Origin of the sequence: Sphingomonas glacialis (genome assembly GCF_006439055.1) — a bacterium.
GTDB lineage: Bacteria > Pseudomonadota > Alphaproteobacteria > Sphingomonadales > Sphingomonadaceae > Sphingomonas > Sphingomonas glacialis_A.
In genome coordinates this window covers 510,831-527,233 of the sequence record NZ_RCZC01000003.1, presented here as the reverse complement: position 1 = coordinate 527,233, position 16,403 = coordinate 510,831, and the positions used below count along the sequence as shown (strand labels likewise).

Annotated in this window: 20 protein-coding genes; 17 read left to right on the top strand and 3 right to left on the bottom strand. The window is 67.6% G+C overall.

The genetic code is table 11. The annotated features are described in order from the left end of the window. Positions 1 to 147 precede the first annotated feature (147 nt). The gene (locus EAH76_RS14285; protein ID WP_140850928.1) at positions 148 to 951 is read left to right on the top strand and encodes an SDR family oxidoreductase; all 804 of its coding nucleotides are present in this window, start codon (positions 148 to 150) and stop codon (positions 949 to 951) included. Here EAH76_RS14285 and EAH76_RS14280 read toward each other — a convergent pair whose 3' ends face one another. After that, the gene (locus EAH76_RS14280) at positions 952 to 1,245 is read right to left on the bottom strand and encodes a 4a-hydroxytetrahydrobiopterin dehydratase (protein ID WP_140850927.1); all 294 of its coding nucleotides are present in this window, start codon (positions 1,243 to 1,245) and stop codon (positions 952 to 954) included. Positions 1,246 to 1,295: 50 nt separating this feature from the next. Here EAH76_RS14280 and EAH76_RS14275 point away from each other — a divergent pair, with 50 nt between their 5' ends. The 10 genes from EAH76_RS14275 (at position 1,296) to EAH76_RS14230 (ending at position 8,957) form a co-directional block, all read left to right on the top strand. Further along, entirely contained in the window at positions 1,296 to 1,709 is a 414-nt protein-coding gene (locus tag EAH76_RS14275; RefSeq protein ID WP_140850926.1) for a metallopeptidase family protein, read from the top strand. Further along, complete coding sequence (gene ccmA, locus EAH76_RS14270; protein WP_140850925.1) at positions 1,706 to 2,302, top strand: heme ABC exporter ATP-binding protein CcmA; 597 nt, start codon at positions 1,706 to 1,708, stop codon at positions 2,300 to 2,302. The genes EAH76_RS14275 and ccmA overlap by 4 nt, the downstream gene beginning before the upstream one ends. Next, positions 2,299 to 2,943, top strand: a complete 645-nt coding sequence (locus EAH76_RS14265; RefSeq protein WP_170208028.1) for a heme exporter protein CcmB — start codon at positions 2,299 to 2,301, stop codon at positions 2,941 to 2,943. The genes ccmA and EAH76_RS14265 overlap by 4 nt, the downstream gene beginning before the upstream one ends. Before the next feature lie 118 nt (positions 2,944 to 3,061). After that, positions 3,062 to 3,625 carry a helix-turn-helix domain-containing protein gene (locus EAH76_RS14260; protein WP_241659697.1) on the top strand — a complete coding sequence of 188 codons (564 nt, stop codon included), beginning with the start codon at positions 3,062 to 3,064 and terminating at the stop codon, positions 3,623 to 3,625. A 64-nt stretch (positions 3,626 to 3,689) separates the two neighbouring features. After that, a complete protein-coding gene (locus tag EAH76_RS14255) occupies positions 3,690 to 4,055 on the top strand; it encodes a hypothetical protein (RefSeq protein ID WP_140850923.1) in 366 nt (121 codons plus the stop codon). Positions 4,056 to 4,108: 53 nt separating this feature from the next. Next, positions 4,109 to 4,567 (top strand): hypothetical protein, encoded by a 459-nt coding sequence (locus EAH76_RS14250; RefSeq protein ID WP_140851011.1) that lies wholly within the window; start codon positions 4,109 to 4,111, stop codon positions 4,565 to 4,567. Then, on the top strand, positions 4,450 to 4,920 hold the full coding sequence (locus EAH76_RS23940; RefSeq protein WP_277754284.1) for a JAB domain-containing protein: 471 nt from the start codon (positions 4,450 to 4,452) through the stop codon (positions 4,918 to 4,920). The genes EAH76_RS14250 and EAH76_RS23940 overlap by 118 nt, the downstream gene beginning before the upstream one ends. Further along, complete coding sequence (locus EAH76_RS14240; protein WP_161989037.1) at positions 4,917 to 5,345, top strand: response regulator; 429 nt, start codon at positions 4,917 to 4,919, stop codon at positions 5,343 to 5,345. Before EAH76_RS23940 ends, EAH76_RS14240 begins: the two co-directional genes overlap by 4 nt. 125 nt (positions 5,346 to 5,470) lie before the next feature. Then, on the top strand, positions 5,471 to 5,677 hold the full coding sequence (locus EAH76_RS14235) for a hypothetical protein (RefSeq protein ID WP_140850920.1): 207 nt from the start codon (positions 5,471 to 5,473) through the stop codon (positions 5,675 to 5,677). A gap of 184 nt (positions 5,678 to 5,861) precedes the next feature. Continuing rightward, positions 5,862 to 8,957: an efflux RND transporter permease subunit gene (locus tag EAH76_RS14230; RefSeq protein ID WP_140850919.1), complete on the top strand. Its 3,096-nt coding sequence runs from the start codon at positions 5,862 to 5,864 to the stop codon at positions 8,955 to 8,957. Positions 8,958 to 8,981: 24 nt separating this feature from the next. Here the strand turns inward: EAH76_RS14230 and EAH76_RS14225 are convergent, their stop codons facing one another. Beyond that, entirely contained in the window at positions 8,982 to 10,676 is a 1,695-nt protein-coding gene (locus tag EAH76_RS14225) for a class I adenylate-forming enzyme family protein (RefSeq protein ID WP_194151006.1), read from the bottom strand. Between the two features lie 66 nt (positions 10,677 to 10,742). On the opposite strand from EAH76_RS14225, the gene lgt reads away from it, so the two are divergent. From lgt to pgeF, 4 genes are all read left to right on the top strand, one after another. Next, positions 10,743 to 11,645, top strand: coding sequence for a prolipoprotein diacylglyceryl transferase (lgt, locus tag EAH76_RS14220; protein ID WP_140850918.1), 903 nt, complete (start codon positions 10,743 to 10,745; stop codon positions 11,643 to 11,645). Between the two features lie 74 nt (positions 11,646 to 11,719). Further along, entirely contained in the window at positions 11,720 to 12,817 is a 1,098-nt protein-coding gene (locus EAH76_RS14215) for a class I SAM-dependent methyltransferase (protein WP_431357991.1), read from the top strand. Then, positions 12,814 to 13,323, top strand: a complete 510-nt coding sequence (locus tag EAH76_RS14210; RefSeq protein WP_140850917.1) for a GNAT family N-acetyltransferase — start codon at positions 12,814 to 12,816, stop codon at positions 13,321 to 13,323. The genes EAH76_RS14215 and EAH76_RS14210 overlap by 4 nt, the downstream gene beginning before the upstream one ends. Beyond that, complete coding sequence (gene pgeF, locus EAH76_RS14205; RefSeq protein WP_140850916.1) at positions 13,320 to 14,078, top strand: peptidoglycan editing factor PgeF; 759 nt, start codon at positions 13,320 to 13,322, stop codon at positions 14,076 to 14,078. The genes EAH76_RS14210 and pgeF overlap by 4 nt, the downstream gene beginning before the upstream one ends. 51 nt (positions 14,079 to 14,129) lie before the next feature. On the opposite strand, the gene EAH76_RS14200 is transcribed toward pgeF, so the two are convergent. Continuing rightward, positions 14,130 to 14,510: a VOC family protein gene (locus tag EAH76_RS14200; protein ID WP_140850915.1), complete on the bottom strand. Its 381-nt coding sequence runs from the start codon at positions 14,508 to 14,510 to the stop codon at positions 14,130 to 14,132. Positions 14,511 to 14,603: 93 nt separating this feature from the next. Here EAH76_RS14200 and EAH76_RS14195 point away from each other — a divergent pair, with 93 nt between their 5' ends. Both EAH76_RS14195 and EAH76_RS14190 read left to right on the top strand, forming a co-directional pair. Then, positions 14,604 to 15,929, top strand: a complete 1,326-nt coding sequence (locus tag EAH76_RS14195) for a cystathionine gamma-synthase family protein (protein WP_140850914.1) — start codon at positions 14,604 to 14,606, stop codon at positions 15,927 to 15,929. Between the two features lie 67 nt (positions 15,930 to 15,996). After that, positions 15,997 to 16,398, top strand: coding sequence for a DUF2147 domain-containing protein (locus tag EAH76_RS14190; RefSeq protein WP_140850913.1), 402 nt, complete (start codon positions 15,997 to 15,999; stop codon positions 16,396 to 16,398). Positions 16,399 to 16,403 lie beyond the last annotated feature (5 nt).

Below are 16,403 nucleotides of genomic sequence, written 5' to 3'. Positions count from 1 at the left end.
CACGCTTTGTGCGGGAGCTTTGCGGGAGCGTCAAACCATGGTTCGCCCGGGCTTGTCCCAAGCGCGCGCGTATCGCACACTCGCCGCCAACGCCTGAGCGGCCCGGTGCATGTCGGGGCGACCCCGGCATGACGGATAGGATGCACGATGACCGACACCGCAAAGGCAATTTTCATCACCGGCGGGGGATCGGGGATCGGCCAGGCGACCGCCAAGCTGTTCGCGGCGCGCGGCTGGCGCGTCGGGCTCGCCGACGTCAACACCGCCGGGCTCGCCGCCACCGCCGCGATGCTGCCCGCAGGCATGGTCGAGACCTATACGATGGACGTGCGCGACCGCGAGGCGTGGGTCGCGCATCTCGACGCCTTTACCGCGACGACCGGCGGCCGGCTCGACGTGCTGTTCAACAATGCCGGGATCGGCACCGGCGGTCCGATCGCCGATATGAGCTTCGACGATCTCGACCGCGTCGTCGCGATCAACCTCGTCGGCGTGCTCAACGGCGCGAAGATCGGCTATCCCTATCTCGCGCGCACGCCGGGCTCATGCCTGCTCAACACCGCGTCGGCGTCGGCGATCTATGGCTCGTCGGGGCTGCCGGTCTATTCGGCGACCAAGTTCGGCGTGCGCGCGCTGACCGAGGCGCTCGACGGCGAATGGTATGGCGCCGGGATCAAGGTGCGCGACCTCGTCCCGAGCTTCATCGACACGCCTTTACTCGCGACGCCCGCGGGCAACAGCAATTACTCCATTAAGCAGGTCGTCACCAACGCCGGGCTCGAGCTGACCAACGTCGATGCGGTCGCGCAAGCGGCATGGGACGCGGTCCACGGCGACAAGGTCCACACCTATGTCGGCAAGACCGCCGACCGCATGGCGTTCGCCGCGCGCTGGATGCCAGGCAGCTTGCGCAAGCGGATGCGCCGCGGGACGATCGGGTCAGCCCAATAATCAGCCAAGTAGCGCGTCGATCGCCTCGGCCAGCGCGACGTCCTTGTGCGACAGCCCGCCCGCGTCATGCGTGGTGAGCAGCACGTCGACGCGGTTCCACACGTTCGACCATTCGGGATGGTGATCGGCCTTCTCCGCCAGCAACGCGACGCGCGTCATGAAGGCGAACGCCTCGCTGAAATCGGCGAAGGTGAAGGTCCGCGTGATCGCGTCGCGCGCTTCGTCATAATCCCACTCGTCGAGCGTATCGAGCGCCTCGGCGCGGCCTTCGTCGTCCAGCGGTTCGACCTTCATTCCTGCTCTCCTGCTGGCGCGCGCGCCGCCTTCGCCGTAAGGCATAGCCAATGCCGCCCGCCGATCAACCGCGTAACCCGCCCGACGCCGACACGATCGAAGCGATCGCGCGCGCGACGATCGCGGGGCTCCCCGCGGAGTTCCGCGCGCATCTCGGCGATGTCGTGCTGATCGTCGAGGATTTGGCCGATGACGAGACGCTCGACGCGCTCGGCATCGAGCATCCGCTCGATCTGACCGGGCTGTATCATGGGCGTCCGGTCGGCGAGAAATCGTCGATGGACAGTGGCGGCCTGCCCGACCGGATCCATCTCTATCGCCGGGCGATCCTCGACGAATGGATCGAGACCGGGGTCGATCTCAACGCGCTCGTCGCGCATGTCACGATCCACGAGATCGGGCATCATTTCGGGCTGTCGGACGACGATATGCACGCGCTGGAAGATGCGGCGGGGCCTGCGTGACCCCTGTCTTCGCCTTTCGCGACGTGCGCTGCGTCCGAGGCGGGCGGATGCTGTTCGAGCACATCTCTTTCGAAGTCCCGCCAGGCGGGGCGGTGTCGGTCTCGGGGCCCAACGGCGTCGGCAAGTCGAGCCTGATCCGCATCGCGGCGGGCTTGCTGCGTCCGGCCGACGGCGAGGTCACCTGCCCGCCGCACCGCGCGCTGATGGCGGAAGCCGCCGCGCTCGACGCTGCGCGGCCGCTTGGCGCCGCGTTGCACTTCTGGGCGACGCTCGACCCCGCCCCCGCCCCCTCCTCCGCCAGCGCGACCGCGCGTGTTGCGAAGGCACTCGAAGCCGTCGGGCTCGCGCCGATCGCCGCGGTGCCGGTTCGCCTGCTCTCGACCGGACAGCGGCGTCGCGCCGCGCTCGCCCGCGTCGTCGCGAGCGACGCGCCGCTATGGTTGCTCGACGAACCCGCCAACGGCCTCGACGTGGCCAGCGTGGCGATGCTCGAACGGCTGATCGCGACGCATCGCGCGGGCGGCGGCGCGGTCGCGGTGGCGACGCATCTGCCGATCGCGCTGCCCGATGCGATCCCGGTCGTGCTCGGATGAGCGGGTTGCTCGCCCTCATCGCGCGAGACGTGCGGATCGCCTGGGCGAGCGGCGGGATCGTCAACGCGCTTGCGTTCTTCCTGCTCGTCACGATCCTCTTTCCGTTCGCGGTCGGCCCCGACACCGCGTTGCTCGCGCGGATCGGCGGCGGGGTGATCTGGGCGGCGGCCTTGCTCGCGGCGCTGATGCCGGTCGAGCGGCTGATCGGCCCCGATGCCGAAAGCGGCGTGCTCGATCAGCTCGCGGTGCGCGGGATCAGCATGGCAGCGGCGGCGGCGGCCAAGATCGTCGCGCATTGGCTCGGCTTCGGCCCGCCGCTGATGATCGCCGCCGTGCTCGCCGCGGGGCTGCTCGGCCTGCCGCCGCAGACGCTCGGCGCGGTCGAACTCGGGCTGCTGATCGGCACGCCCGGCCTCGCCGCGCTCGCGGTGGCGACCTCGGCGCTGGTCACGGGCTTGCGCGGTGCGGGCGCAGTCGCGGGGCTGGTGATGCTGCCGCTCGCGGTGCCGCTGCTGATCTTCGGCGCCGGGTCGATCGACGGCGGCGCGCAGGCGGTCAAGCTGCTCGGCGCGGTCAGCCTCGTATTGATCGCCGGCGCGCCGTTCGTCGCGGGCGCAGCGATGCGCGCCGGGATGGAGTGAGCCGGCCCGCTGGCGGCTGTGCGCGGGCAAGAAACCGGCTATGACGTCAGAGGCTTACGGGATCGCCCGACACAGCCGCGAACGAATCGGAGTACAGCGTATCAAACGGTCCGCGACCATGACCGAGCCACCCGGTGCCGCTGCACCGAAGTCACCCCGGCTGACGCCGCGCGAAATGGACTGTCTGCGCGGCGTGCGTGCGCTGAAGAGCTCGGACGAGATCGCGCGCGACCTGGGCATCGCGAGCGGCACGGTCGATTCCTATATCCGCGACGCCATCACCAAACTCGGCGCGCGCGACCGCCGCGATGCCGCCAAGCTGTTCGCGGTGATCGACCGCGACGCCCCCAATCTATCGGGGGGCGAATCTCTTGGGATGGAAACCACCCCGGCCATCCCGGCAGGGACCGCTCAGCCCGACGCCGGCCGCGAGGAGTTCGAACTCCACGATTCGGCGTCGGAGCAGTGGCGGTTCGCCGAACCGCCCCATGCGCAGTCGGGGTTCCGGATGCTCGTGAGGGAGGTGTTGGACGGCACGCGGCCGGACGATTTGACGATGGTGAAACGGGCGTGGCTCACGCTCGCCGCGGCGGTTGCGATCGGCTTTTGCTTTTTCGCGATCGCGGCCGGTGCGGGCATGCTCTTCGGCATCGCCAGTTTTCTGCGCTGGCTCGCGGCCTAGACCTCCCGCCTTTTGAAACATCAAAAGTCGTTCCGGCGCGCAGCGTCGGGCGGGGGAGAGAGTCATGCCGACACGGCCACAAGACCATCCGCAGTATGCGGCGATCCTTGCCGTCGCCGCCGCGATCCAGAGCGCCGAGCAATCCGCCGATGCCGGGATCCGCGCAACCGCCGCGCTGATCGTCAAGACGCTCGACGTGCAGAGCGAACAGGGGCTGGCGCCGCATACCGTCGAGCCTGTGCTGGCCGGACTGAAGCGCGCGATCACCGCGCATATGGAGGGCCGCAGCGCGATCGTCGAAAGTCACCAGGCCTATGGCCGCATCGCCGCCGGCCTCGGCGCGACTGCGGAGGATTGGGGACCGAGTTGGCCGTGTGCCGATGCGCGGGTTTCAGCACCACGCCGCGACACGCTCCGTGCCGTCGCGTGACCTCCACGATCGGCTGCCTGGAGAATGGCGGCATAATCTGCCACCAATCGCCGATGATCCTCTTGGCCTTTCTTCTAGCGACGCTGCTGACCTGTGGCTTTGCGCTGATTCGGGGGGGCGCGCCCGAGCGGCTCATCGCGGTCACCTTCCTTGTGGGGGCGGTCGCGTCGGTCCTGGTGTCGATCCATGCGAAACCCATGCCGGGTGGCTTTCAGCTCGGCATCTTCTGTGTCGATGTCGTGATGCTGTTCGCGATTGGTGGCGTGATGCTGAAAGCCGATCGCTATTGGCCGATTGCGGTGGCGGCCTTGCAGTTCCTGAGCGTGCTCGGGCATCTGATCAAGCTGCTCGACCCGAACGTCGTGACCGTGCTGTACTGGATCGCCAACGCATTCTGGGCGGTGCCGCAGATCGTGATCCTCGCGATCGCGACAGTCCGCCATTCGCACCGGGCGCGGCGCCCCGGCGGGGACCCGGCCTGGGCCAACCCTTCGCGCTCGACCAAGCGCTGAGCGACCATCTGGTCGCGACGATCGGGCGGTGCGCGATCGAACGGGTGCGCGTGTTCTTCGTCGATCGGCAGGGACGTTTGCTGCGGGACGCCGTGGTCAGCGAAGGCGATGGGCAATCGGTCACCCTGCCGATCGCGACGATCGTCCGCCAGGCACTCGCGGTGCGCGCGGCGGGCATCCTCGTCGTGCACAACCATCCGTCGGGTGCGCTCGCGCCCAGTTCGGGCGACCGGATCGCGACGCGCGCGTTGCGCCGCCGCGCCGACGCGGCGGGGATCGCGCTGATCGAGCATCTGATCGTCGCGCGGACGGGATGTTCGGGCATCCTCGCGGCCTCGCTGGCGGCGTCATGACGGAGCGGGCGTCCGGGAGCGCGCTGCTCAACGTGCTGGTGGTCGAAGACGATCGCCACATCGCCGCGATCATCGAGGTGTCGCTGCGGCTCGACCCGGGGATCGCGGTGCAGGTGGTCGATACCGGGACCGACGCGATCGAGGTGCTGACCCACGGGGTGATAAGGTTCGATCTTATCCTGCTGGATGGCACGCTGCCCGATATGTCGGGGCAGCAGCTAGCGCAGATCATCGCGCGCCACCCCGGGCTTGCGAGCGTGCCGATCATTATCCTGACCGCGGCCCTGTCGACCGAGGGGCTCGACGCCTATCGCGCGACCGGGGTCCTGGCGGTGATGACCAAGCCGTTCAATCCGCTCACGCTCGCGCGCGATCTTCGCTCCCGGATCACGCATGGCACGGTCGGCCCCCGCCCGATCGTCTGAGCAGCGCGCCGATTTCCGATGGACTGCACCACGATCGGGCGTATCCTGCGCCGTCACCATGCCGGGCAGCGTGATGGCGTTCGAGTGGCGTGGGGCAAGCCTCCCCGATTTGGACAGGTTCGCGAGTGTCTGATCCCATCGACGATTTCGTGCGGCATCTCACCGCGCGCTTTGGAGCGCAGGCGCATTCGATCGCGCTGTCGCAAGCGACGCTTGCCGCAGGTTTGGGCGGAACCGTCGCGGAGACCTGGACGCGGATCGCCGACCGGATCGGGACAGGCGCCGACGCCGCCGAGCATGGCCAGGCAACCGACTGCTGCCCGCTCGACTGACCTGACCTAGTCTGATCTCTGCGGCGTCGCGCCGATGCGCGGGCGGTTGCACATCCGGCGATCGCGAGCCCGCGGCCCTCTCCTATTTTTCGCTATGTATTGCTGATATACTACACTATATCACATGTGCCGATGAACCGTACGGAATAGCGACCATGCCCCACCTTGCGCTGCCGAGCCTCGCATGAGCTTCCGCAACATCTCGGCTTGGTCGATCCGCAATCCCATTCCCGCGCTGGTGCTGTTCGCGATGCTGACCGTCGCGGGCATGGTCAGCTTCGCGCGGATGCAGGTCAACGACAATCCCGACATCGATTTCCCGGTGGTGATCGTCTCGGTCAGCCAGCCCGGCGCGGCGCCGAGCGAGCTCGAGAACCAGGTCACGCTTAAGATCGAGGCGGCGGTGCGCAGCCTCGCCGGGATCGACCAGATCAATTCGACCGTGTCGGAGGGCCAGTCGACCACCGTCATCCAGCTCGCGATCGGCACGCCGATCGACCGCGCGGTCGAGGACGTCCGCGGCGCAGTGCAGCAGGTGCGCAGCGCCTTGCCCGACGGTATCCTCGAGCCGCAGATCGCGCGCGCCGACACGACCGGCAACGATCTGGCGAGCTATGCCGCAATCGGCACCGACATGACGATCGAACAGCTCAGCTGGTATATCGACAATACCGTGGCGAAGGAGCTGCTGTCGGTCCCCGGCATGGCCAACGTCGACCGCAACGGCGGGGTCAATCGCGAGATCCGCGTGATCCTCGATCCGCTCAAGCTGCAGGCGCAGGGGCTGACCGCAGGCGACGTCAATCTGCAGTTGCGCCAGATCAACCTCAACGCCGCCGGCGGCCGCGCGCAACTCGCCGGATCCGAACAGGCGGTGCGCGTGCTAGGCAACGCCCACACCGCGTCCGAGCTCGGACGCACGCTGATCAGCGCTGGCAACGGGCGGACGGTCAAGCTCGACGATCTCGGCGTGGTGCGCGATCTCTATGCCGAGCAACGCTCGGCCTCGGCGCTCGACGGGCGGCCGGTGCTGAGCTTCGATTTCCAGCGTGCCAAGGGCGGGTCGGACGTGTCGGTGTTCCACGGCGCCGAGGCCAAGCTCGCAGCCCTCGAGAAGCGCTATCCCAAGGTGCATTTCCAGCTGATCTTCAACCAGGTCAAATACACCGAGATGCAATATCACTCGGCGATCGACACGATGATCGAGGGCGCGGTGCTCGCCGTCATCGTCGTGTTCGTCTTCCTGCGCGACTGGCGCTCGACCGTGATCTCGGCGCTCGCCATCCCGCTCTCGGCGATCCCGACCTTCTGGGTGATGGACCTGATGGGCTTCACGCTCAACGGCATCAGCCTGCTCGCGCTGAGCCTCGTCGCAGGCGTGCTGGTCGACGATGCGATCGTCGAGATCGAGAATATCGTGCGCCACATGCGGATGGGGAAATCGGCGTATCAGGCGGCGATCGACGCCGCCGACGAGATCGGCCTCGCGGTGCTCGCCACCACCATGGCGATCGTCGCGGTGTTCCTGCCCGTGGGACTGATGCCGGGGATTTCGGGCCAGTTCTTCAAGAATTTCGGGCTGACGATCGTCGTCGCGGTGCTGATGAGCCTCGCCGTCGCGCGACTGATCACCCCGATGATCGCGGCCTATTTTCTCAAGGCGCAAGGGAGCCATGCGCATGGCGAGGGGCGGATCATGGACGTCTATATGGCGGTGTTGCGCTGGACGCTGATGCACCGCTGGTCGGCGGTGGTCGGCGGGATGGCCGCGCTCGCGCTGACGGTGGTGTGCGCGGGCGCGCTGCCGATGACCTTCCAGCCCGACCAGGACAGCGATGCCTCGACCGCGACGATCGAACTCGTCCCCGGCTCGACGCTCGCGCAGACCGAGGCGGTGGTCGATCAGGTCGCGCAGCTGCTGCAAAGCCAGCCCGATGTCGCGACGACCTACCAGCGCGCGAGCGTCGGCAGCGGGCGCGTCACCGCGATCTTCAAGCCCGACAAGACGCAGTCGAGCAACGCTTTCGAGCGCGCGCTCGCCCCGCGGCTGGCGCAGATCGCCGATGCGCGCGTCTCGTTCCGCTCGAGCAACGGCGGCAGCAGCGGGCGCGATTTGTCGATCACGTTGGCGGGCTCGGATCCCGATCTGCTGCGCAAGACCGCGGTAACGCTGGTCGGCCAGATGGGCCGCCTCCCGACGATCACCGCGCCGCGGATCATCGGCGACCTGCAGCGCCCCGAGATCGTCATCACGCCGCACATGGATCTCGCGGCGAGCATGGGCGTCACCACCGCAGCCCTGTCGAGCGCGATCCGCGTCGCGACGCTGGGCGACATCGACCAGAACAGCGCCAAATTCTCGCTCAGCGACCGGCAGGTCCCGATCCGCGTCGCGCTCGACCAGAGCGCGCGCACCCGCCTCTCGACGATCCAGAACCTACCGGTGCAGACCGCGAGCGGCGGGTCGGTCCCGCTCGGGCTGCTCGCGGCGATCAGCTTCGGCGCGGGGCCGACCAAGATCGAACGCGTCGCGCAGCAGCGCCAGATCACGATCGGCGCCGATCGCGCGCCGGGCGTCGTCAGCGGCACCGCGATGGCGCAGATCAACGCGCTGCCGATCCTGCGCAACCTGCCGATCGGCGTCGGCAAGCTGACACTCGGCCAGCAGAAGTTCGAGACCGAGATGATCAACAATTTCATCGCAGCGGTGGTGTCGGGCATCCTGCTGGTCTTCGCGGTGCTGGTGCTGCTCTACCGCCGCATCCTCGCGCCGTTCGTCAATCTCGGCTCGTTGATGCTCGCGCCGCTCGGCGGGTTGCTCGCCTTGCTGGTGACCGGCAACCCGATTTCGATGCCGGTGCTGATCGGCTTGCTGATGCTGCTCGGCATCGTCGCCAAGAACTCGATCCTGCTGATCGACTTCGCGCTCGAGGAGATGGCGAAGGGGGTCGATCCGTTCGTCGCGATCCTCGATGCCGGGCACAAGCGCGCGCAGCCGATCGTGATGACCACGGTAGCGATGGTCGCCGGCATGATACCAACAGCACTGTCCCTCGGCGGCGACGGATCGTGGCGCGCGCCGATGGGGATCACCGTGATCGGCGGGCTGTTGCTCTCGACCGTGCTGACGCTGGTGATCGTGCCGGCGAGCTTCAGCCTGGCGATGGGGATCGAGCGCTGGATCGGCCCGCGGCTCGGGCGCCGGCTGCTGACCTATCGGCCCGAGGAGACGGCGCTGGCGATGCGATCGACCACCGTCCAGCACGCGCACCTGCAATAGCCGGGGATCAGGCGGCGGCGGGGCTCAGCCCTCCGTCGCCGCGATCGCGCGATATTTCGCGCGGATCGCGACCTTGTCGATCTTCTCGGTCCCCAGCCGCGGCAGCGCTTCGCCCGCGAACCAGATGCGCGCCGGCACCTTGAACGCCGCGATATGCTCGAACAGGAACGCGCACAGATCCTCGGTGCTCAGCGCCTCGCCTTCGCGCAGCAGGACAACGGCACCGGGCACCTCGCCGAAACGCTCGTCGGCGAGCCCGAACACCGCCGCCTCGGCGACCGCGGGATGCTGGTAGATCGCCGCCTCGACTTCCTGGCACGAGATGTTCTCGCCGCCGCGGATGATGATGTCCTTCTTGCGGTCGACGATGAACAGATAGCGGTCCTCGTCGAGATAGCCGATGTCGCCGGTCAGGAAATAGCGATCGGCCGTGAACGCCGCCGCGGTCGCATCGGGGCGGCCGTAATATTTGGTGAAGTTGCACACCGAGCGTATCGCCACCTCGCCGCGCTCTCCTTGCGCGACGGGCTTGCCGTTGCCGTCGACGATCGCGAGGTCGATCAGCGGCAGCGAGGCGCGGCCGGTCGAATTGGGCTTGGCGAGGTAATTGTCGCGGAAATTGCCGCAGCCCGCGCCGTTGGTCTCGGTCAGGCCATAGCCGAGCAGCGGCTTGGGCCCACCCATTTCCTCGGAGATGCGGCGGACATGCTCGATCGGGCGCGGCGCGCCGCCGGCGGCGAAATCAGACACGCTCGACAGGTCGTAGTGCGCGCGGTTGGGGTGGGTCAGGATCTCGAAGCTCATCAGCGGCACGCCGACGAAATAGGTCACCGTCTCGGCCTGGATCAGCCGCATCGCTTCCTCGGCATCCCATTTCGGCATGAGGACGAGCTTGCGCCCCATGGCGAAACTCTGGAGGAACACCGGCACCTCCGCGGTCACATGGAACAGCGGCACGTTGAGCAAGGTCGCATGCTGCGTCGGCGGTGCGACCCCGTCCGCGGTCGAGATCGACAGCATGACGAGGGCCTGCGCCAGATAGTTGTAGACCGCCTGCGTCACCGCGCGGTGGTTGCTGATCGCGCCCTTCGACTGGCCGGTCGAGCCCGAGGTGAACAGGATCGTCGCGGAATCGGTCGGTGCGACGCTCGGCAAGGCGGCATCGCTCGCCCCCAGCAACGCGGCCAGCGCGACGGCGAGCGGCTGGCTGTCCTCGACCGTCACCACCTCAACGTCGAGATCGGCGATCGCGGCGAGCCGCTTGGTGCGCGGCGGATCGGCGAAGACGAGGCTGCATTCGACATCCGCCATCGCCGCGGCAAGTTCCTCGGACTGCCACCAGCCGTTGAGCAGCGTGGCGACGCCGCCGGCCATCGTGATGCCCATGTAGAGCACGATCCACGACGGCGAATTGCGCATCGCGATGCCGATCCGGTCCCCCGGCGCAACACCATGGCCGCCAACCAGCGTCGCCGCGACGCGTGCGGCGGCGGCATAGACCTCGGCGAAGGTCAGCCGCTCGTCGCCCGCGACGAGGAAGGTCTTGGCGGCATGCTCGTTGCAATAATGCGCGAAATAGGGCGGCAGCGTCTGCGGCACGCCGGTGATCAGCGGGAGATCGTTCCCGTCGACGCTGACGCTGCCGAGCGCGAGCGGGCCGCCGGCGCCGGTCAGCTGCGCGAGCGCGGAATCCATCCGTTGATCGAGTTTGCTCGGCATTCACGCTCTCCACTTGGTCTTATCGCCTGGGGCCATTATGGAGGCGCAAATTCCAGGGGAAAAGCCTTGTTCCTACCCTCCGCCCTTCCCTTGCTCGCTGCCGCTACGGCAGGCGTCGATCCGCATCTGCATTTTAGCGATCTGCACCTCAATCCAGTGGCGATCGACCTGCATTTCTTCCAGATCAAATGGTATTCGCTCGCCTATATCAGCGGGATTCTGCTCGGCTGGTGGTATCTGCTCAAGCTGATCGCGCAGCCCGGCAGCCCGATGGCGCGGCGCCACGCCGATGATCTGGTGTTCTACGCGACACTCGGCATCATCCTCGGCGGGCGGCTCGGCTATGCGATCTTCTACGCGCCGCATCTGCTGACCTCGCTCGGGCTGTTCAAGCTGTGGGATGGCGGCATGTCGTTCCATGGCGGGATGATCGGCACGTCGATCGGCATCATCCTGTTCGCGCGATCGCAGAAGCTCGATTGGCTGCGGATCCACGATTATTTGGCGTGCGCGGTGCCGTTCGGGCTTTTCTTCGGGCGGATCGCCAATTTCGTGAACGGCGAATTGTGGGGCAAGCCCGCCGACGTGCCGTGGGCGATCGTGTTTCGCGACACGGTGCAGACGGGCATGATCGAACCCGCGCGGCATCCGAGCCAGCTGTACGAGGCGGCGCTCGAGGGGATCGCCTTGTTCCTCGTCCTGTGGTTCGCCTTCTGGAAGACCAAGGCGCGCTACGAGCCGGGCAAGCTCGTCGGGCTGTTCCTGCTCGGCTACGGCCTCGCGCGCTTCATCGTCGAATTCTTCCGCGAGCCCGATTCGCAGTTCAGCGGGACCTTCTTCGCGACGACGATCCATATGGGCCAGGTGCTGACGCTGCCGATGATCGTCGGCGGGCTGTATCTGGTCCTCACCGCCAAGGGCCGCCGCCACCGCATCGAGCCGATCGCGGGCGGGCAGAGCGTGGCGTAACCTTCGTTCTTACTCCCTTCTTACTCCCCTCCCGCTTGCGGGAGGGGCTGGGGGAGGGCAGTGCGTATCCTACGATGACCAAGCCCGTTTCAGACTCCCCTCCCCCAACCCCTCCCGCAAGCGGGAGGGGGGAAGAAGAAGCCTCCCTCGCCGATCGCCTCGCGCGCGCGATCACCCTCGCCGGGCCGATCTCGCTCGCGCAGTTCATGGCGACCGCCAACGCGCACTATTACGCCACGCGCGATCCGCTCGGCACCGCGGGCGATTTCACCACCGCGCCCGAGATCAGCCAGATGTTCGGCGAGCTGATCGGCCTGTGGTGCGCCGACCTATGGGACCGCGCCGGCCGCCCCGACGTCGCGTGGGTCGAACTCGGCCCAGGACGCGGGACGCTCGCCGCCGATGCGTGCCGCGCGATGGCCAAGGCCGGTTTCACCCCGCCGGTGCATTTCGTCGAAACGAGCCCGGTGCTGCGCGCCGCGCAAGCGACCCGCGCACCCGGTGCAACCTGGCATGATTCGATCGACACGCTGCCGACCGACGTGCCGCTGCTGATCGTCGCCAACGAATTCTTCGACGCGCTGCCGATCCGCCAATTGGTCAAGGGCGCGCAAGGCTGGTTCGAGCGGCTCGTCGCCTGCCAGGACACGCTGTTCCTGCCGATCGCGGGAAAGCAGATCCCCGACGCGGTCGTCCCCGAGACGCTGCGCCATGCGACGCCAGGGTCGGTGATCGAAACCTCCCCCGCCAGCGTCGCGATCCTGCGCGGGCTCGCCCAGCGCATCGTCGCGCAAGGCGGCGCGCTGCTCGCGATCGACTATGGCTATGACGGCCCCGCGCTCGGCGACACGCTCCAAGCGGTGCGCGGCCACCAATATGCCAACCCGTACGAAAACCCCGGCGAGCAGGATCTCACCGCGCATGTCGATTTCGGCACGCTCGCCGCCGCCGCCTTGGTCGAGCGCGCGGCAGTCGCCGGGCCGATCGGCCAGGGCGCATTCCTCACGGCACTCGGGATCGACGCGCGCGCCGCCGTTCTGTCCAAGGCCGCGCCCGACCGCACCGAGGAAATCACGCTCGACAAAACGCGGCTGACACAGGAAATGGGCGACCTTTTCCAGGTCCTCGCCGTATCAGCGCCGGGTTGGCCCAACCCGGCAGGTTTCGCATGATCTCCTATCGCGACGCACGCACGATCGACGGCCCGGCGCTCGCCGCAATGGCGCGCCAATCGTTCGTCGAGACCTTCGGCACGCTCTACAGCGCGTCCGACCTGTCGGCGTTCCTCGACGAAGCGTTCGGCCCCAACGGGCTGCCATCGCAGCTGTCCGATCCCGATTTCACGATCCGCGTCGCGCTCGCGGGCGAGGAGATCATCGGCTATGTGAAGATGGGTCCGGTCACCTTTCCGGGCGAATGGCGACCCGATGCGATCGAGCTCTACCAATTCTACGTGCTCGCCGACTGGCACGGCCAGGGCGTCGCGCAGACGCTGATGGCGTGGGCGCTCAATTTCTCGCGCGAACATGGCGCGCGCGAGGTGATCCTCAGCGTCTATGTCGACAATCACCGCGCGCACCGTTTCTACGAAAAATACGGGTTCGAGGATATCGGCCGGATCGCGTTCCGCGTCGGCGCCACGGTCGACGACGACAATCTGATGCGGCTGGTGCTGTGAGCGTGCCCGTCGAGGTCATCACCGCCGCAACGCTCATCGGTGTGTCGCATGGCTTTCTCGGCCGGATCGGCGGGGTTTCGCGCGGAGTCCATGCCGGGCTGAACGTCGGGATCGGCTCGGACGACGATGCCGCCGCGGTCGCCGAGAATCGCGCGCGGGCGAGCGCGGCGGTCATGCCAGGCGCGACGCTGGTGACGCCGTATCAGGTCCATTCGGCCGAATGCATCACGGTGCGCGCGCCGTTCGACGAGCGCCCGCGCGGCGATGCGCTGGTGACCGATCGGCCGGGCCTCGCGCTCGGCATCCTCACCGCCGATTGCGCGCCGGTGCTGCTTGCCGACCGCGCGGCGGGCGTGGTCGGCGCGGCGCATGCCGGGTGGAAGGGCGCGCTGGGCGGGGTGACCGATTCAACGCTGCTCGCGATGGAAGCGCTCGGCGCCAAGCGCGAGCGGATCGCCGCGGCGATCGGCCCGTGCATCGCGCGCGCCAGTTATGAGGTCGATACCGCCTTCGCGCAGCGCTTCGAGGCTGACGATCCCGCGAACGAGCGGTTCTTCGCTGAAGGACGCGATGGGCATTTCCAGTTCGACCTCGAAGCCTATGTCGCGCACCGGCTCGCCGCGGCGGGGGTGATGCGCGTCGCGATGCTCGGGCTCGACACCTATGCCGACGAAGCGCGCTTCTTCAGCTTCCGCCGCGCGACGCATCGCGGCGAGCCGGATTATGGGCGGCAGATCTCGATCATCGGGCTGTAGCTTCCCCCCCTTTCTCCTCCCCTCCCTTCCAGGGAGGGGAGGAAAAAGCAGCTACCGCGTGCGAAACTCCTCCGGCGCGGTCAGTTGGGCCAGTACCAGCCCGTTGCCATCGGGGTCGTTCAACATCGTAAACCGCCCCCACGGCTGCGCATCGACCGGCGACAGCATCACGCCCAGCGCGCCGATCCGCGCATACTCGGCATCGACATCCTCGACCCCCAGCATCAGCCCCTGCACCCCGCCCGGCGGCATCGCGTCGAACCACGTCACCAGCGCGATCGTCGCACCACCATCCTTGGGCTGAAGCTGGATCCAGCGCATCTCGGGCCCCATCGGCTCGTCGCGCAGCACCGCGAGCCCGATCACTTCGCTATAAAACGTCAGCGCCGCCGCCGGATCGCTCACCGGTACAGAAACCACCGCAACCGCCATGTCGTGTCCCCCCGTCGCTCTACCGCGCAGATGGTTTCAATTGACACTATCGCGCGTTACACGATCCTACCCTATTTTTAGCGAGGACGCAGCATGGCCGACAAACTCGAAACCGAAGCCGATCTGACCGGCGTCGCGCCGCGCACCAAGCCCAAGCCGTCGATCGAGAAGATCGGCGACCGCAAGCTGAAGCCGTCGACGCTGATGATGGGCCATGGCTACGATCCGGCGCTGTCGGAAGGCTCGCTGAAACCCCCGATCTTCGCCACCTCGACCTACGTCTTCCCCAATGCCGCGGCAGGCAAGCGCCATTTCGAGGGCGTGACCGGCAAGCGTCCGGGCGGCTCGGAAGGGCTCGTCTATTCGCGCTTCAACGGCCCCAACCAGGAGATCCTCGAGGATCGCCTCGGCGTGTGGGAAGAAGCCGAAGACGCGCTCGTCTTCTCGAGCGGCATGTCGGCGATCGCCACGCTGTTCCTGTCGATGGTCAAGCCCGGCGATACGATCGTCCATTCGGGCCCGCTTTATGCCGCGACCGAGACGCTGATCGCACGGATCCTCGGCCGCTTCGGCGTGAAGTGGCTCGATTTCCCGGCGGGCGCGACGCGTGAGGAAATCGACGCGGTGATGACCCAGGCCGCGGCCGGCAACGTCGCCTTGATCTATCTCGAGAGCCCCGCCAACCCGACCAACGCACTGGTCGACATCCAGGCAGTGGCGGCGAGTCGCGATGCGATCTTCACCGGCGACACCAAGCCGCCGATCGCGATCGACAACACCTTCCTCGGGCCGCTGTGGCTCAAACCGCTCCAGCATGGCGCCGACATCGTGGTCTATTCGCTGACCAAATATGCCGGCGGGCATAGCGATCTCGTCGCCGGCGGCGTGTTGGGCTCGAAGGCGCACATCAACACGATCCGGCTGATGCGCAACACGATCGGCACGATCTGCGACCCCAACACCGCCTGGATGCTGATGCGCAGCCTCGAGACGCTCGAACTGCGGATGAGCCGCGCCGGCGAGAATGCGGTCAAGGTGTGCGGCTTCCTGCGCGGCCATCCCAAGGTCGAGCGCGTCGGCTATCTCGGCTTCCTCGCCGACAGCCCCGGGATGGAGCGCCAGGCCGACATCTATGCGCGGCACTGCACCGGCGCGGGCTCGACCTTCTCGCTGATCGTCAAGGGTGGCGAGAAGGAAGCGTTCGCCTTCCTCGACGCGCTGAAGATCGCCAAGCTGGCCGTGTCGCTCGGCGGCACCGAGACGCTCGCCTCGCATCCCGCGGCGATGACGCATCTGTCGGTCGCCGACGAGCGCAAGCAGGCGCTCGGCATCACCGACAATCTCGTGCGCATCTCGATCGGGGTCGAGGATGCCGACGATCTCATCGCCGATTTCGCGCAGGCGCTCGACGCGATCTGACGCGTTCAACGCAGGGACAGGTCTGCGGCGGTAAAGCGCCGCAGACTCCTCTTGCGAAAGGTCCGCGATGCGACCGACGATGATGACGATAGCCGCCGCCGCGCTGGCCCTGCTCCCTTCAGCGGCGCTGGCGGCGCCGCCCAAGGGCCTGTGGACCAACCCGCAAAAGTCGGTCCGCGTCGTGTTCCAAGACTGTGGGCGGGCGATGTGCGGCAAGATCGTCTGGGCGAGCCCCAAGGCGCAGGCCGACGCGGCGCGCGGTGGTGGCGGCCAGCTGGTCGGCGCGATGCTGTTCAGCGATTTCGTCGAGCAGCGCCGCGGGCTGTGGAACGGCAGCGTGCTGATCCCCGATATCGGCCAGACGGTGTCGGGAACGATCGAACAGACCGGGCCCGACACGCTGGTCGGCGAAGGCTGCCTGGTCGCCGGGTTCGGCTGCAAGCGCCAGACCTGGACGCGGACACGCTGAACGCT